Genomic DNA, 16397 nt, shown 5'->3' on the forward strand with positions numbered 1-16397 from the left:
CTTTTCTGGGGCACCATGTGAATCACGTCTGAACATGAAACAAAGGGGAATACCATGCGCCCGTCTGGTCGAAAGATAGATGAAATGCGCCCGATTTCAATTGAAGTCGGTGCCACGAAGCACGCCGAGGGGTCCTGCATGATCAAGATCGGCGATACGCACGTTCTGTGCACCGCCACGCTTGAAGAACGCGTGCCCCCCTTCCTGCGCAATTCCGGCAAGGGCTGGGTCACCGCCGAATACGGTATGCTGCCCCGCGCCACCAACACCCGGATGCGCCGCGAAGCCGCTGCAGGCAAGCAAGGCGGCCGCACTGTCGAAATCCAACGTCTGATCGGTCGCTCGCTGCGCGCCGGTGTCGACATGCGCGCGTTGGGTGAGCGTCAGATCACCATCGACTGTGACGTGATCCAGGCCGACGGCGGCACGCGCTGTGCCGCGATCACCGGGGGCTGGGTCGCGCTGCGCCTAGCGGTGAACAAGCTGATCAAGGCCGGTGACGTCTCGATGGACCCGCTGGTTGATCCGGTCGCGGCCGTGTCCTGCGGCATCTACGCAGGCCAGACCGTGCTTGACCTCGACTACCCCGAAGACAGCGAAGCGGGCGTGGACGGCAATTTCGTCATGACCGGCTCCGGTCGGTTGATCGAGGTTCAGATGTCCGCCGAAGGATCTACCTTCACACGCGAACAGATGAACGGGTTGATGGACCTGGCCGACAAGGGCGTGTCTGAATTGGTCACAGCACAGCTGGACGCCACGAAATGACCCGCCGGTTCACCGAGGGCAAGCTTGTCATCGCCTCGCACAACGCGGGCAAGATCCGCGAAATCGGCGCACTTCTGGCCCCGTATGGGGTGCAGGTCGTGTCCGCCGGTGACCTTGGCTTCGATGAACCTGAAGAAACCGAAGATACCTTCGTTGGCAATGCGCGGATCAAGGCGCATTTTGCCGCGAAGGCTTCGGGCCTGCCTGCCCTGTCCGATGACAGCGGCATCACTGTCGACGCGTTGGATGGTGCGCCGGGCGTTTACACCGCGGATTGGGCGGAAACCCCGGACGGGCGAGATTTTCCGATGGCAATGACCAAGGTTTGGGCGCTACTTGAAGACAAGAACGCGCCAACACCGCGCACCGCAGCCTTCAATTGCATCCTTTGCCTTGCCTGGCCTGACGGGCACGACGAAGTGTTCGAAGGCAAAGTTTCGGGCCACGTCTCCTGGCCGATGCGCGGGGATCAGGGCTTTGGCTTTGATCCGATTTTCGTGCCTGACGGCCATACGGAAACCTTCGGTGAAATGGATCCGGCCCAAAAGCACGCGATGAGTCACCGCGCCGACGCTTTCGCCAAGCTGGTGGCAGGCTGTTTTGCCTGAGAACTGGCAAGAAGCAGGCTTTGGCCTCTATCTGCATTGGCCATTCTGCGCCGCCAAATGCCCCTATTGCGATTTCAACAGCCATGTTTCATCGTCGATTGACCAGGACGCGTGGCAAGCGGCCTATTTGTCCGAAATCGACCGCTACGCTGCCCTGACACCGGGGCGCGTTCTGGATTCCGTTTATTTCGGTGGCGGCACCCCCAGCTTGATGCGCCCCGATGTTGTCAGTGCGCTCCTTGACCGTGTTGCATCGCACTGGACGCTGGCCAACGATGTTGAAATCACCCTTGAGGCCAATCCGACATCGATCGAAGCTGCAAACTTCGCCGGATACCGCGCGGGTGGTGTGAACCGGGTTTCCATTGGTGTTCAGGCCTTGAACGATGAAGACCTGCGTCGCTTGGGCCGCATGCATTCGATGGAAGAGGCCAAACAAGCCCTAATCCTTGCCAAAACCACGTTTGAGCGTGTGAATTTTGACCTGATCTACGCCCGTCAGGACCAGTCCCTGGACGCATGGCGCGCGGAATTGACCCAGGCGCTTGCGATGGAGCCGGATCATTTGTCGCTTTACCAGCTGACAATCGAACCTGGGACTGCATTTGGTGATCGGTTCGCCGCCGGTGGGCTTCACGGCCTTCCGGGCGATGACCTTTCCGTGGATCAATTCTTTCTGACGCAAGAGCTGTGTGAAAAAGCCGGCCTTCCGGCCTATGAAGTCTCTAATCACGCCAAACCCGGTCAGGAATCACGTCATAACCTTGTCTATTGGCGCGGCGGTGACTGGATCGGCATTGGCCCGGGTGCCCACGGCCGCCTGACCCTCGGCGGTTCACGCATCGGAACCGAAACCGAGCTTAACCCCTTGAAGTGGCTGGCAAACCCCGCACAGAATATTCGTGAGACCCTTGCCTTGGATGAACAGGCCACGGAATACCTTTTGATGGGCCTCAGGCTGCAGGAGGGTATCGACCTGCTCCGCCTTCGGACGCGGTATGGCGTTACCCTAAAAGATAGCAAAATCAAAGACTTGCTTGAACTGTCTCTGATTGAGATTGAAGGTGACATTCTCAAAACCAGCCGGGAGGGCCGACCGGTTCTGAATGCAATCCTGAGAGAGCTGGTGCCGGATTAGCCGCCCAATTTGGCGCAAAGATCGTCGAGGTCATCCAGCGTCGCATAACGTACGCTCAGTTGTCCCGACTGACCACCGACCTTGTGGTCGATCGATACCTTCATGCCCAGCGCCGCCGACAAATCCGCCTCCAAAGCCCGCGTATCCGCGTCCTTTTCGGGTTTTACCTTTGTTTTCGCAGGCTTTTCCGCCTTTGGAGCTTTCGCAAGCCGCTCAGCTTCGCGCACGGACAGGCCTTTGGACACAATCTGCCGTGCAAGAGCTATTGGATTTTCGGCCGTAACCAGGGTTCGCGCGTGCCCGGCGGTAAGTTTGCCGTCAATCACCAGATCCTGGACCTCGTCCGGGAGGTTCAGGAGTCGCAGAAGATTCGCGATGTGGCTGCGGCTTTTTCCAAGCGCTTCGGACACCTTCTCCTGCGTGTGGCCAAAACGGTCCATCAAGTCACGATAGCCTGCGGCTTCTTCAATCGCATTCAGGTCCGCGCGCTGGATATTCTCGATTATCGCGACCTCAAGGGCTTCGGTGTCGCTGTAGTCGCGCACCAATGCGGGCACGTCATGAAGCTGCGCCATCTGCGCGGCGCGCCAGCGCCGCTCCCCAGCAACAATCTCAAAAGTTCCATCGTCTTTGGGGCCCTTCCGCAAGATCAGTGGTTGAATAACCCCCTTTTCGCGGATCGACCGCGCAAGATCCTCAAGCCGTTCCTGAGTAAAATGCCGCCGCGGCTGGTCCGGGTTGGGCACGATTTTCTCCACCGGGATCATTTGGTCGCCCCGGCGCGGTCGCTCTTCGGATTCCGTTTTTTCTGGCGCGACATCAGCCATGAGCGCGGACAGGCCGCGACCTAATCCTCCACTGGGTTTCTTCGCCATTTCAGCCTCCTATCGCTCGGTGAGTTCTTGCGCCAAGGCAAGATATGCCTGACTGCCTTTTGACGTTGGGTCGTATGCCAGAACAGGCAATGCGAAGGACGGCGCCTCGCTCACCCGTACATTCCGGGGTATCATCGTCTTGAAAACAAGGTCCCCCAGGTTATCCCGCGCGTCCGCCTCGACCTGCCGAGACAGATTGTTACGCGCATCGTACATTGTCAGAACGATCCCCTCGATCCGCAAATTCGAATTCGCGGTTGCGCGCACTTCTCTCACCGTCAGCATCAGTTGCGACAGCCCTTCAAGCGCAAAAAACTCACTTTGCAGCGGGACAAGAACACTATCTGCCGCAACCATCGCATTGACCGTCAGAAGGTTCAGGGATGGCGGACAATCGATCAAAACATAGTCAAAGGCGAAGTCATCAATCGCGTGCTGGCGCAATGCGTCATGGAGCAAGAAGCTCCGTTTTTCGTTGGAAAACAGCTCGATATCCGCTGAGGATAGGTCTGTGGTCGCCGGCGTTATCCATAGGTTTTCAAAACCAGTTTCCATGATGACCTCAGCCAGCGGCGCCTCGTCTACCAACAGGTCGTAGGTCGTGCGCTTGCGGTCGTGGACATCAACGCCAAGCCCGGTTGACGCGTTGCCCTGAGGGTCCAAATCAACCAGAAGAACCGCCAGACCCTTTTCGGCCAAGGCCGCACCAAGGTTGATGGTCGTCGTGGTCTTGCCGACACCGCCCTTTTGGTTGGTTACTGCAATGATTTTCGGCCCCTTAGGGCGCAGTCTGTCAGGCACGTCGGATGCCTCCTAGGCTCAGGATGACCGCATCCGGGTCGGTTTTGCTAGGGTATGTATCCGCTTGAAACTGCCATTTTTCAAGCGCTTCCTGCATTTCTCTTTGGTGGTTTGCGCCCTTAAGGAAAATCGCTCGCCCATTGGGCGCCAGGTGGTGTTCGGCAAAATCAAGCAAACGCACCAAGGGCGCCAACGCTCGCGCTGAAAGGATATCAGCTTGCGCAGGAACCAGGTCCTCAATCCGTTTTGACTGGATATCAACAGCCAGCCCAAGTTCGCGCGCAGCGGTTCTGAGGAAAGTTGCTTTGCGCTGATCGCTTTCAACGCATGTCATTTTGAGTTCCGGACGCATTTCGGACGCAAGAACTGCCACGATCAGTCCAGGAAACCCGCCCCCGGTTCCGATATCCATCCATGTCTCCCCCGGCGGGGCAAGGTCTAGCACCTGCGCGGAATCCAAAAAATGGCGGGTCCAGAGGTCTTTAATGGTAGACGGGGCCACCAGATTGATTGCGGGATTCCATTTTTCCAAAAGGCTGGCATAGGCGTCCAGACGCTCAGTTGTTTCACGTGAAACACTCAGTTGCTGCAATACCTGCTCGCGCGCGTTGCTCATGCTTTCATCTGCCTTTGCACCTGACGTAGCTTTACAAGGATCAGCGTCAAGGCTGCGGGTGTAACCCCCTCCACCCGCGCGGCCTGTGCAAGTGTGCGCGGACGTGCTGCCGTCAGTTTCGAAGCAAGTTCATTGGACAGACCATCTAGACCAACATATTGGAAATCCTCGGGTATTTCCTGCGCTTCGTCTCGACTCAATGCCTCAACATCGCGCTTCTGCCGCTCAATGTAGTTGGCGTAGAGTGCGTCTTTCGCTATCTGATCGCGAATACCGGAAGCGACACCGCCGAATTCCGGGGCGATTTCGACAAGCTTGTCAAAAGTGATGTCTGGAAACGACAGCAGTTCGAACCCACTGCGACGCGTCCCGTCCTGCCGCACTTGAACGCCTGTTGTGGAAACGTCCTTCGGAGTGAATTTCCGCCCATCCAAAAGAACACGTGCTTTGGCAAGGGCATAGGCTTTGCTCTCAAATGCAATCCTTCGCCCCTCGCCTACGCAGCCAAGCGCTATGCCCATTGGAGTCAGGCGTTGATCAGCGTTGTCCGCACGAAGAGACAGTCGGAATTCGGCCCGGGATGTGAACATGCGATAGGGCTCAGTCACGCCCCGCGTAATTAAATCGTCAACCATCACACCGATATAGGAATTTGACCGCGAAAACACCGCCGCGTCGCACCCCCGCACCGCCAAAGCGGCATTCAGGCCAGCCACGAGCCCTTGTGCAGCGGCCTCTTCATACCCCGTTGTTCCGTTAATCTGCCCCGCCAGATACAAGCCCGGCACATCCCGCAGGCAAAGCGTTTCAGTCAAGGCCCGGGGATCAACGTAGTCATATTCAATTGCATAGCCAGGTTGAAGAATGCGCGTCTCCTCTAGCCCATAGATCGAACGGACATACGCTTCCTGCACCTCGATCGGCAGGGACGTGGAGATCCCATTCGGGTAAACCGTGTCATCATCAAGACCTTCTGGCTCAAGAAAAACCTGGTGAGAATTCTTGTCCGCAAAGCGCACGATCTTGTCTTCGATTGAAGGGCAGTACCGTGGACCAACGCCATCGATGTGCCCACCATACATCGCAGAACGTGTTAGGTTTTCCCGAATGATGTCATGGGTTTGTGCGTTCGTATGTGTGATGCCGCAGGACACCTGCTTTACTTGCGGCTTGGTGTTGAGAAAGGAAAAGACCACAGGGTCCTCATCACCAGGCTGCTCTTCCAGAGCGGTCCAGTTGATTGTTTTTCCGTCCAAACGAGGTGGCGTACCGGTTTTCAGCCGTCCCAGCGGAAGACCAAAGTCATCAATTCGCTCGGCAAGTTTGATCGACGGGGCGTCGCCCATCCGACCACCATCGCGCCGTTCGTCCCCGATGTGTATTACACCGCGCAGGAACGTGCCGGTGGTCAGGATGACAGCACCCGCTTTGATCTCAGACCCGTCTGCCAACATCACGCCACTGACACGGTTGCCCTGCATCATCAGGTCGGCAACTTCGCCCTCAATTATGACCAAGTTTGGCGTCTTCCCCAGCTCGGCCTGCATCCCGTTGCGATACAGCTTGCGGTCGGCCTGGGCCCTAGGCCCCTGAACAGCGGGACCTTTGCGCCGATTCAACAGCCGGTATTGAATACCGGCCATGTCCGCGACCCGGCCCATAAGCCCGTCCAGCGCGTCGATCTCACGTACCAGGTGGCCTTTGCCAAGCCCGCCAATCGCCGGATTGCACGACATAACACCAATTCCAGCCGCTCGCAGAGTAACCAGGGCGGTTTTTGCGCCCATCCGGGCGCTTGCGTGGGCAGCATCGGCCCCAGCGTGGCCGCCACCAACAACGATGACGTCGAAATCAGGATGTTTCACGTGAAACACTCCCTCCTATGCGCGCTACTTTCCAAGACAGAAACTGGCAAATATCTCATCCAGTATGTGCTCTACATCAACCCGGCCGACCAGGGAATCAAGGGCACGAATTGCTGTTCGCAGCTCCTCAGATGCCAATTCGGCGCGGTCCGGCCCGTTCAATACCTCGATTCGCGCCATTCCCAAAGCGTCACCGGCGGCAACAATGGCCAACCGATGCCGTTCGCGTGTCGCCGATCCGGCATTGGCAACCCGTCCCCGCAGCGTTTCCGAGGCGCGGGCGATCAGCTCATCCACACCCTGTCCGGTCTTGCCGGATAAGGAGAACCCCTCCGCCCCGCGCAAATCAGCCTTACCTTGCGCAATTACGTCACCGTCACGCGGCTCAACACCTTGAACGTTTCCGCTTTCGTCCAGCAGGAAAACACGCAGATCCGCCTGACTGGCCCGATCGCGCGCGCGCGCGATGCCGATGCCTTCAACCTCGTCTGTGGTGTCACGCAGCCCTGCAGTGTCCAGAACCGTCACGGGTAGCCCGTCCAGATCCATCCGCACCTCGATTACATCACGCGTGGTGCCCGCGTGTTCCGAGGTTATCGCCGCATCCCGCCCGGCCAGCGCGTTCAGAAGTGTTGATTTACCGATGTTCGGAGGGCCGACAATGGCTATTTCGAACCCTTCGCGCACACGTTCCGCGATATGCGCGCCAGCGGCCTCTTGCTCCAGGCTGCTTGCCACCTGGTCGATCAGCGCCAGAACCTCGGGCGACACGTCGACCGGAACGTCTTCGTCTGCAAAATCGATTGTGGCCTCAAGTAAGGCAGCAGCGCGGATCAAGTCAGTGCGCCACGCTTCGGCTTTGTCGCCCAACGCACCCGACAGAACGCGTTGCGCCTGCCGCCGTTGCGCTTCAGTTTCTGCGTCGATCAGATCCGCCAGACCTTCGACCTGTGCAAGGTCAAGACAGCCGTTCTCCAGAGCTCGACGGGTGAATTCCCCCGGTTCAGCCAGGCGCAGGTCCTTCTTGGCCCCCAATTCCCGCAAAACCGCATTCACGACCGCAGTGGATCCGTGCAGTTGAAACTCAACCACATCTTCGCCGGTAAAGCTGGCCCCGGCTTGAAAGCACAGGACAAGCGCTTCATCCAGGAGAGTACCGTCAGCCGCCACTAGCCGCCTAAGTCCAGCCACGCGCGGGTTGGGCAATCGTGTCAGGTCCGACGCGGCCAAAAACCCCGCCGGTCCGGAAATGCGAATAACTGCGACACCGGCCTTACCGTGTGCCGTTGCCAGGGCATAAATCGTATCCATTTCGTTTAACCCATTGTTAAAGAACAATAAGTTACGTGTTCATCGAATCGAAGAACTCGCTGTTCGATTTGGTTTGTTTCAGCTTGGAGATCAAGAACTCGATCGCGTCCGTGGTGCCCATCGGGTTTAGAATCCGGCGCAGGACATAGGTCTTTTGCAGGTCCTTTGAATCGACCAGCAATTCCTCTTTCCGGGTGCCGGATTTTAGGATGTCCATTGCCGGGAACACGCGCTTGTCGGCCACCTTGCGGTCCAGCACGATCTCGCTGTTGCCGGTGCCTTTGAATTCTTCAAAGATCACTTCATCCATGCGCGACCCTGTGTCGATCAGTGCGGTGGCGATGATGGTCAGCGACCCACCCTCTTCGATGTTCCGCGCAGCACCAAAGAAGCGCTTGGGACGCTGCAGGGCGTTCGCATCCACACCACCGGTCAGAACCTTGCCCGACGACGGTACTGTCGTGTTGAAGGCGCGTCCCAGGCGGGTGATCGAATCCAAAAGGATGACGACATCCCGCTTGTGTTCCACCAAGCGCTTGGCTTTTTCGATGACCATCTCTGACACCGCAACGTGACGCGTCGCGGGTTCATCAAAAGTCGACGACACGACCTCCCCTTTGACCGAGCGCTGCATGTCGGTAACTTCCTCGGGACGTTCGTCGATCAACAGCACGATCAGGTAGCATTCCGGGTGGTTCCGCTCGATCGAATGCGCAATATTCTGCAACAGAACCGTTTTACCCGTGCGCGGCGGTGCAACAATCAGCGACCGCTGACCTTTACCGATCGGCGATACCAGGTCGATGATCCGGGCCGAGCGATCCTTGATGGTCGGATCCTCGATCTCCATTTTCAGACGCTCATCCGGATAAAGCGGCGTCAGATTGTCAAACGCCACCTTATGCTTGGCTTCTGCCGGATCTGCGAAGTTGATTTTCTCGACCACCGTGATGGCAAAATAGTTTTCACTCTCCAGCGGCGCTTTGATGATCCCCTCGATCGTATCCCCGGTGCGCAGGGAATACTGGCGGATCATTTCCGGCGAGACATAGATGTCATCGGGGCCGGGAAGATAATTCGCTTCGGGCGAGCGCAGGAAACCAAAGCCATCCTGAAGCACCTCAAGCACCCCGTCGCCACCGATGACCCACTCATCCTCGGCGCGCTCTTTCAGGATCGAGAACATCATCTCGCCCTTACGCATGGTTGATGCGTTTTCGATTTCCAGCTCTTCAGCCATCGCAACAAGGTCTTTGGGGCTTGTTGCCTTCAGCTCGGACAGGTTCAGACGGTCTTCGGACATGGGAATACTCACCGACGGCGCGAGAAAGGGCGCGGTCATATCAGAAATGGGAAACAGCGTACGGCCGGACGGCCTGCTTGGCGGCTAGATAGGCCGCTGGGCGTCGCGAGTCAAGAAATCCTAGAACTTGAAGATAACCGAGAAGACGATGACCAGCATCAGAAGCGTCGGAAATTCGTTCATGATGCGATAGCGGCGACCGGTCAGCGTGTTGGTTCCCGCAACGAAATCCTTGCGCCGCATGGCAAGCCACATGTGAAACCAGGTCATCGCAATCACAGACGCGCCCTTGGTCCAGGGCCAGACGAAATCCCACCCAACAATCCCCGGCGTGAAGACAAGGATCAGACCGAACAGCCAGCTGGCTATCAACGACGGGTTCATGATTGCTTTCAACAGGCGCCGTTCCATTGTCTGAAACAAAATGTCCGTTTCATTGCCTGACCCGACTTCCTCGGTGTGATAGACAAAAAGACGGGGCAGATAGAACAGACCGGCCATCCAGGCGATCACCGATACGATATGGAGCGCTTTGGCCCAAGGGTAAAACTCGATCAGCATGTCTGTCATTTTCTAAGCCCTTCTTTGTGCAATCCCAGGCGGGACCGGTCAGGCTTTCTAATAATAAAAAAGAAAAGAAAGAAAGAGATGATGTTTTTGTAGGTCCTGTGGATAGTGGGGATTATTCATTTATCCCCGAAAACGTCCCGACCATTCCCGCTCTGATGACGACTTTGTGGAAAACCTGAAAATCCCCGAAGTTTAAACAGTTTAAAGATTTGAAACTCTGGGGCCAAAACCCGGCAAAAGTTTAAAGTTCCCGGTTTTCCACGAAACCGAAACTTCCTTGTCCACGGTGGATCGTCGGTTGAAAGTGGGTTAGGAATTTCATGGAATCTGGGGGTAACGCGGGGTGAGTACATAACCACGCTTTTACCCCTCGCGAACAAACAGCAAATATCCACAGGGTTGTGAACATGGGGCGCAAGATCACATTGGCTTCGGCCTCGGAAATCCGGGCGGATCTGTTGCGCAACGCGGGGATCAGTATTGACGTCATCCCAGCGCGGATCGACGAAGAAATGATCCGCGCGAGCCTTGAGGCGGACGGGGCTGGCCCTCGCGATATCGCTGATGCTTTGGCGGAGTTCAAAGCACGCAAGATCAGCGAAAAGCACCCCGATGCCTTGGTTCTGGGCTGCGATCAGGTCGCCGAGGTGAACGGTGAAATCCTGGCAAAACCTGGTGGGCCTGAACAGGCGGTGACGCAACTGCGCCTTTTGTCGGGCCAGACACACCGCCTGTTGTCCGCCGCTGTCTTGTTCGAAGGGGGTAAGCCAATTTGGCGTCATGTCGGCATCGTGCGCCTGAAAATGCGTGAACTTTCTGATGGTTACATAGACGACTATGTGGCCCGCAACTGGGATAGCGTCCGCTGGGCGGTGGGCGCCTACAAGCTTGAGGAAGAAGGCGTGCGCCTGTTTTCGCGCATCGAGGGCGACTATTTCAACGTTTTGGGTTTGCCGCTGACCGAACTGATATCGTATCTCATTGTTCGGAAGGAGCTTGAGATATGAGCGAGCGCAAAATCCCCCTGGCGGGCGTTATTGGCGACCCGGTGGCACATTCCCTTTCCCCGCGACTGCATGGTCACTGGCTGAAATCCATGGGCCTGCCCGGTCATTACATCCCGATGCAGGTGGGCCGAGACGACCTTGAGGACGTCATTCGCACCCTGCCCAAAGCCGGGTTCATGGGCTGCAACGTTACCCTTCCGCATAAAGAGGCGGTGTTGGGAATTGCCGACCTTGTAACCGACCGTGCGGCGCTGATTGGAGCCGCGAATACTCTGATCTTTCGCAAGGATGGCAAGATTCACGCTGATAATACAGATGGTTACGGCTTCATTGAAAACCTGCGCCATGGCGCGCCGGGGTGGAACCCGAAGGCGGGTCATGCGGCTGTGTTTGGTGCCGGCGGGGCTGCGCGGGCCATTTTGGCTTCGCTGATCGAAGTGGGCGTCACTGATATTCGCCTTGCAAACCGCACCCGTGCGCGCGCCGAGGCGTTGCAGCATGAGTTCGGGACCAAAATCACTGTGGTCGATTGGGTTCAGGCCGGAAACATGCTGGATGGCGCAACGACAGTGGTAAATACCTCGTCCCTTGGCATGGTTGGCAAGCCCGAGTTTCGCGTGCCTCTGGATGGGTTGATGCCGGGCGCAGTTGTCACCGACATCGTCTATACCCCGCTGATCACCCCGCTTCTGCAAACCGCTGCCAAGGCGGGCTGCATCACCGTGGATGGTCTGGGCATGTTGTTGCACCAAGCCGTACCAGGGTTTGAGCGCTGGTTTGGCGAACGCCCGGTGGTCGATGACGCGCTGCGTAAGGCCGTGCTAAGATGAGCGACCCGTTCATCATCGGCCTGACCGGGTCCATCGGAATGGGCAAAAGCACGACGGCGGCGATGTTTGCCGATCTGGGCGTGCCCATCTGGGACGCGGACGCGGCGGTGCATCGGATTTATGCCCCCGGTGGCGCGGCGGTCGGACCCGTGGGCGCGCTGTGCCCCGATGCGATCGTTGAGGGCCGCGTGGACCGGGACCAGCTCAAAGACTGGATGGGCCGTGACGATACAGCTTTGAAACAACTTGAAAAAATCGTGCACCCCCTGGTGGCCGACGACCGCGCGCGGTTTCTTGAGGACACGGACGCGCCTGTCGTGCTGCTCGACATGCCGTTGCTGTTTGAAATCGGTGCAGCGGATCAGGTTGACCTGGTCGCTGTCGTCTCCGCTCCGGCGGACATCCAACGCAGACGCGTGTTGGAGCGCGGCACGATGAACGCGGCGCAATTCGAGAACATTGTGGCCAAACAGGTGCCCGATGCGCACAAACGCGCTCGGGCGGATGTCATCATTCCGACCGATACGCTGGACGGCGCCCGCGCGGCGGTGGCTGAGGTGATGGACCACGTTCAAGAAAGGCTGACCCTTGCGTGAGATCGTGCTGGATACGGAAACCACCGGGTTTGAGCCGGAAAGCGGCGACCGCATCGTTGAAATCGGTTGCCTTGAGCTGCTCAACCACATGCCGACCGGCAAGACGTTTCACGTTTATATCAACCCGGAACGCTCGATGCCGCAGGGCGCGTTTGAGGTGCACGGCATCGGCCCGGATATCCTGGAACCACCCCGTGCGGCGGAAGGGGGCGAAGTCACCCTGCGCGACAAACCGGTTTTCGCCAAGGTTGGGCAGGATTTCCTGAACTTTGTCCAGGACGCCAAGCTTGTGATTCACAACGCGAAATTCGACATGCGCTTTTTGAACGCAGAACTAAAGTGGATGAACCTGCCGCAATTGCCGATGGAACAGGCGATCGACACATTGGAGATTGCGCGCAAGAAGTTTCCCGGCGCGCCCGCGTCGCTGGACGCCCTGTGCCGGCGCTTCAGCATCGACAATTCGTCGCGCACGCTGCACGGCGCGCTGCTTGATTCCGAGATCCTGGCAGAAGTGTATCTGGAATTGATCGGCGGGCGTCAGCCCGACCTTGTTTTGGCAGCGGATACCGGCGCGGCAACCCAGGCTGGGGGCGGCGGTGACTGGCGCCCAACCGCACGGCCCACGCCGCTTCCCTCACGTCTGAGCGAGGAAGAAGCCGCCGCCCACGCCGCCTTTGTTGACGGTCTGGGCGACGACGCGCTTTGGAAAAAGCTCAGCTGACCGGCTGACCTTCTTTTTCGGCGGACGCGCGGCGCTCAAGCTCGTGGCGATACAACGCAAGGAAATCCACCGTGTCCAGGTTCAGCGGCGGGAAGCCGCCGTCACGGGTCACGTCCGAAACAATGCGGCGCACGAAGGGGAACAGCATGCGCGGGCATTCGATCATCAGGAAGGGATGAAGCTGTTCTTCCGGCACGTTCTCGATCTGGAAAATGCCCGAGTATTCCAGTTCCAGCAGGAACAGCTGTTCGCCACCGGCCTTGTTTTTGGAGGACACGGTGTATTTCGACATCACCTCATACTGGTTGTCGGTCGGGCGCTTCTTGGCGTCCAGGGCGACCTCGACATTGATGTCGGGCTGCACTTCGCCGGATACACCCTTTTGCGCCAGGATGTTTTCAAACGACATGTCGCGAATGAACTGGCCCAGAACTTGCATCTTGGGCGGCACCGGGGTCTGAGGGGCGTCTTGTTTGGGGGCGTCGTCGGCCATATCGCATTTCTCCTGCGTGAATACTTGGTCGGAACCGTCCTTAGCAGGTCATGCGGGGGGTCTCAACGCCTTGGGGGTTTTCGCAGGCCCGCGGACGGGATATGTCGCGGTGCATGAGAGATATGATCCCAGCCTGGGTGGGCGACACCCTTCAACCTGTCGAGAAACTGGCAGCCCATCTGGACGGGCTGCGCCACAAGGCCGTGTCGGTTTTCGTTGTGCAGGATGGTGAGGTTCTGATCCAGCAACGCGCGGCGGGCAAGTATCATACGCCGGGTCTGTGGGCGAACACCTGTTGCACCCATCCGCATTGGGACGAGGACCCGCGCGACTGTGCGGTGCGGCGGTTGGAGCAGGAGCTGGGGCTGGTCGGGGTCGATCCGGTCTGGAAGGGTCAGATTGAATATCGCGCCGAGGTCGGCGGTGGAATGGTGGAGCATGAGGTTGTGGACCTGTTCCTGGCCGCCCCCGCCACGCGCCCCGCGCTGGATCTGAACCCCGAAGAGGTTCAGGCGGTTCGCTGGGTGTCACTGGAAGATCTGGAAGCCGAAGCGGCCAGCGCACCCGAGAAATTCACCCCCTGGCTGCGTATCTATCTTGCCGAGCACAAGGCGTCAGTGTTTGGTCCAGCCTGACGGACCCTGAACGCCCGGGTGCGTCGGTTTCTTCTCTGGCGTCACATCGGTGAAATCGCCATCAATCACGTCCTCGCCCTGTGGCGCGCGTTGGTGCATTTCAGCCCCCATCGTGAAGCTTTGCACCTTCACCCGCGCGGCGAAGTACTTGAAGACCGCGCGCCGCACGGGTGGGATGAGAAGCGCAAAGCCGACCGCATCGGTGAAAAACCCCGGTGTCAGCAGCAAAGCGCCGGAGAACAGGATCATCGCGCCATGGGCCAGCGGCTCGGTCGGATCGTTCAGCTGGTTGAAGCTGTCGCGCAGCTGCCCCATTGCCATCGCACCCTGTGCACGCACCAAGGACGTGCCAAGAATGGCCGTTACAACGACAATCGCAAGCGTCGGCCACAGGCCAATCGCGCCGCCCACTTGAATGAACAGGCCGATCTCAATCAGCGGTACCGCCACGAACAGCGCAAAAAGCCACATATGATCCTCTTTTCTTGATCTGGGGTGTGGTGGACTTGACCCCGTGCCTGCCCTACATATGTCCCGTTAGCGCATGTTTCAAACCGCGCCTGAAAAGAGGTTATGATGAGCTCACCCGTGATCCAACTTCTGGTCCTCGCCGGAATTGCTATTTTTCTGATCCTGCGCCTGCGCGATGTGCTGGGCACGCGGGAGGGGTTCGAGAAACCCGCCGTAACCCGCAAGCCCGATAATGCTGAAACGCAACGCGGCACCTTCGAGGTGATCGAAGGCGGGCCAGACAGTGACATCGTGGATCACGTGGATGCTGACAGCGATGCCGCCAAGGCGCTGGCCGCGATGAAGCTTGCCGATGCCGACTTCCATGTCGGCGATTTCCTGAACGGGGCGCGCGGGGCTTACGAAATGATCCTGATGGGGTTCGAAGCGGGCGACATGGCCAAGATCAAGCCGTTCCTGTCCGAAGAGGTCTATGAAAGCTTTGCTGGCGTCGTCGAGGCGCGTGAAAAGCAGGGCCTGACGATCGACGCGAATTTCGTCGGCCTGCGTGAGATGAAGCTGATGGGCGCCGAGTTCGACCGCTCGACCAATGAAGGCGAAGTGACCGTACGTTTTGTCGGTGAACAGACCTCGGTCGTGCGCGACAAGGCGGGCAAGATCATCGAGGGCAACCCGAACGAGGTGAAGCGCCAGAAAGACGTCTGGAGCTTTGCGCGCATCATGGGCTCGGACAACCCCAACTGGCAGCTTGTCGCCACGGGTGAATGACCTTGCGCCGCCTGGCAACCGTGTTGGCCCTTGTGGCCACCCCGGTTCTTGCCGGGCTGGACGAGGCTGACGTCACGATACTGTCGTTCGATGATTTGCAGGGCTGGGATCAGGATGATCACCAGGCTGCGCTGGGCGTGTTTTTGGACACGTGTCGCCTGTTGGATGACCCGGAATGGGCGCCGATTTGCACATTGGCAAAAACTCAGGACAGCGGACGCACCTTCTTTGAACTGTTCTTTCGCCCGGTCTTGATCGAGGATGGCAAGGACGGGCTGTTCACCGGGTATTTCGAACCGGAAATTCGCGGCGCCCGGGCCCCCGATGCGCGGTACCGCCACCCAGTCTATCGCAAACCGGCGGGTGAGGCGGGCTATACCCGTCGTCAGATCGAACAGGAGGGCGTGCTGCGCGGCCGCGGGCTGGAAATCGCCTGGGTCGAGGACCCGATCGAACTTCAATTTCTGCAAATTCAGGGGTCTGGCCGCATTCTCCTGCCGAACGGTGGCTCGATCCGGCTGGGCTATGCCGGGTCAAACGGGCATCGGTTCCGCTCGCTTGGTGACAAGCTGGTCGAGATGGGTATCTACAACCGACATCAGGTGTCCGCGCAGGTGATCCAGTCCTGGGTGCGCCGCAACCCCGAAGCGGGGCAGGAGCTGATGTGGCACAATGGGTCATATGTCTATTTCCGGGAACTCGGCCGGATGCCGACGTCGAAGGGCCCGGTGGGCGCGATGAACCGGTCGATTACCGCCGAGCGCACGCTGGCGGTCGACCCGGTTTTTACCCCGTTGGGCGCGCCGGTCTGGCTGGAGAAGGGTGGGGCCGGGGCGTTCAGCCGCCTGATGGTGGCGCAGGATACCGGGTCGCGCATCAAGGGCGCCCAGCGCGCTGATATCTTCTTTGGCACCGGCGACCAGGCCGGGCTGCGGGCCGGCAAGGTGCGTGATCCGGGGCGCATGGTGGTTCTGTTGCCAATCCAGCGGGCCTATGCCCTGTCACCGGAGGGTTGAGG

Annotated in this window: 19 protein-coding genes; 10 read left to right on the forward strand and 9 right to left on the reverse strand. The window is 58.7% G+C overall.

Annotation, left to right across the window (positions count from 1 at the left end):
• Window positions 1–54: 54 nt before the first annotated feature.
• From rph to hemW, 3 genes are read left to right on the forward strand one after another with little or no spacing between them, the layout of a single operon-like run.
• Entirely contained in the window at window positions 55–768 is a 714-nt protein-coding gene (rph, locus tag MN188_RS11735) for a ribonuclease PH (RefSeq protein WP_242109267.1), read from the forward strand.
• The gene (gene rdgB, locus MN188_RS11740; RefSeq protein WP_242109268.1) at window positions 765–1376 is read left to right on the forward strand and encodes an RdgB/HAM1 family non-canonical purine NTP pyrophosphatase; all 612 of its coding nucleotides are present in this window, start codon (window positions 765–767) and stop codon (window positions 1374–1376) included. Before rph ends, rdgB begins: the two co-directional genes overlap by 4 nt.
• Window positions 1369–2514 carry a radical SAM family heme chaperone HemW gene (gene hemW / locus MN188_RS11745; protein WP_242109269.1) on the forward strand — a complete coding sequence of 382 codons (1146 nt, stop codon included), beginning with the start codon at window positions 1369–1371 and terminating at the stop codon, window positions 2512–2514. The genes rdgB and hemW overlap by 8 nt, the downstream gene beginning before the upstream one ends.
• Here the strand turns inward: hemW and MN188_RS11750 are convergent.
• The 7 genes from MN188_RS11750 to MN188_RS11780 form a co-directional block, all read right to left on the reverse strand.
• Window positions 2511–3389: a ParB/RepB/Spo0J family partition protein gene (locus MN188_RS11750; RefSeq protein ID WP_242109270.1), complete on the reverse strand. Its 879-nt coding sequence runs from the start codon at window positions 3387–3389 to the stop codon at window positions 2511–2513. The two genes, hemW and MN188_RS11750, sit on opposite strands and share 4 nt — an antisense overlap.
• A 9-nt stretch (window positions 3390–3398) precedes the next feature.
• The gene (locus tag MN188_RS11755) at window positions 3399–4190 is read right to left on the reverse strand and encodes a ParA family protein (RefSeq protein WP_242109271.1); all 792 of its coding nucleotides are present in this window, start codon (window positions 4188–4190) and stop codon (window positions 3399–3401) included.
• Complete coding sequence (rsmG, locus tag MN188_RS11760; protein ID WP_242109272.1) at window positions 4183–4806, reverse strand: 16S rRNA (guanine(527)-N(7))-methyltransferase RsmG; 624 nt, start codon at window positions 4804–4806, stop codon at window positions 4183–4185. Before rsmG ends, MN188_RS11755 begins: the two co-directional genes overlap by 8 nt.
• Window positions 4803–6671, reverse strand: a complete 1869-nt coding sequence (mnmG, locus tag MN188_RS11765) for a tRNA uridine-5-carboxymethylaminomethyl(34) synthesis enzyme MnmG (RefSeq protein ID WP_242109273.1) — start codon at window positions 6669–6671, stop codon at window positions 4803–4805. The genes rsmG and mnmG overlap by 4 nt, the downstream gene beginning before the upstream one ends.
• Window positions 6672–6695: 24 nt before the next feature.
• On the reverse strand, window positions 6696–7982 hold the full coding sequence (gene mnmE, locus MN188_RS11770) for a tRNA uridine-5-carboxymethylaminomethyl(34) synthesis GTPase MnmE (protein WP_242109274.1): 1287 nt from the start codon (window positions 7980–7982) through the stop codon (window positions 6696–6698).
• 31 nt (window positions 7983–8013) lie between these two features.
• Window positions 8014–9285: a transcription termination factor Rho gene (rho, locus tag MN188_RS11775; protein ID WP_242109276.1), complete on the reverse strand. Its 1272-nt coding sequence runs from the start codon at window positions 9283–9285 to the stop codon at window positions 8014–8016.
• A gap of 120 nt (window positions 9286–9405) precedes the next feature.
• Window positions 9406–9855 carry a CopD family protein gene (locus MN188_RS11780; protein WP_242109278.1) on the reverse strand — a complete coding sequence of 150 codons (450 nt, stop codon included), beginning with the start codon at window positions 9853–9855 and terminating at the stop codon, window positions 9406–9408.
• 407 nt (window positions 9856–10262) lie between these two features.
• On the opposite strand from MN188_RS11780, the gene MN188_RS11785 reads away from it, so the two are divergent.
• From MN188_RS11785 to dnaQ, 4 genes are read left to right on the forward strand one after another with little or no spacing between them, the layout of a single operon-like run.
• On the forward strand, window positions 10263–10862 hold the full coding sequence (locus tag MN188_RS11785) for a Maf family protein (RefSeq protein WP_242109279.1): 600 nt from the start codon (window positions 10263–10265) through the stop codon (window positions 10860–10862).
• Window positions 10859–11692, forward strand: coding sequence for a shikimate dehydrogenase (locus MN188_RS11790; protein WP_242109281.1), 834 nt, complete (start codon window positions 10859–10861; stop codon window positions 11690–11692). Before MN188_RS11785 ends, MN188_RS11790 begins: the two co-directional genes overlap by 4 nt.
• Window positions 11689–12288: a dephospho-CoA kinase gene (gene coaE / locus MN188_RS11795; RefSeq protein ID WP_242109284.1), complete on the forward strand. Its 600-nt coding sequence runs from the start codon at window positions 11689–11691 to the stop codon at window positions 12286–12288. The genes MN188_RS11790 and coaE overlap by 4 nt, the downstream gene beginning before the upstream one ends.
• Entirely contained in the window at window positions 12281–13012 is a 732-nt protein-coding gene (dnaQ, locus tag MN188_RS11800; RefSeq protein ID WP_242109286.1) for a DNA polymerase III subunit epsilon, read from the forward strand. Before coaE ends, dnaQ begins: the two co-directional genes overlap by 8 nt.
• Here dnaQ and secB read toward each other — a convergent pair.
• Entirely contained in the window at window positions 13005–13505 is a 501-nt protein-coding gene (secB, locus tag MN188_RS11805; protein WP_242109288.1) for a protein-export chaperone SecB, read from the reverse strand. The two genes, dnaQ and secB, sit on opposite strands and share 8 nt — an antisense overlap.
• A 113-nt stretch (window positions 13506–13618) precedes the next feature.
• Here secB and idi point away from each other — a divergent pair, with 113 nt between their 5' ends.
• Window positions 13619–14140, forward strand: coding sequence for an isopentenyl-diphosphate Delta-isomerase (idi, locus tag MN188_RS11810; protein WP_242109289.1), 522 nt, complete (start codon window positions 13619–13621; stop codon window positions 14138–14140).
• Here the strand turns inward: idi and MN188_RS11815 are convergent.
• Window positions 14120–14611, reverse strand: coding sequence for an FxsA family protein (locus tag MN188_RS11815; protein WP_242109290.1), 492 nt, complete (start codon window positions 14609–14611; stop codon window positions 14120–14122). The genes idi and MN188_RS11815 overlap by 21 nt on opposite strands.
• A 105-nt stretch (window positions 14612–14716) precedes the next feature.
• Between MN188_RS11815 and MN188_RS11820 the strand changes: the two genes are divergently transcribed.
• Complete coding sequence (locus MN188_RS11820) at window positions 14717–15379, forward strand: Tim44/TimA family putative adaptor protein (RefSeq protein ID WP_242109291.1); 663 nt, start codon at window positions 14717–14719, stop codon at window positions 15377–15379.
• The gene (mltA, locus tag MN188_RS11825) at window positions 15376–16395 is read left to right on the forward strand and encodes a murein transglycosylase A (protein ID WP_242109292.1); all 1020 of its coding nucleotides are present in this window, start codon (window positions 15376–15378) and stop codon (window positions 16393–16395) included. The genes MN188_RS11820 and mltA overlap by 4 nt, the downstream gene beginning before the upstream one ends.
• Window positions 16396–16397 lie beyond the last annotated feature (2 nt).

Origin of the sequence: Aliiroseovarius subalbicans, assembly GCF_022678625.1 — a bacterium.
Taxonomy (GTDB): domain Bacteria; phylum Pseudomonadota; class Alphaproteobacteria; order Rhodobacterales; family Rhodobacteraceae; genus Aliiroseovarius_A; species Aliiroseovarius_A subalbicans.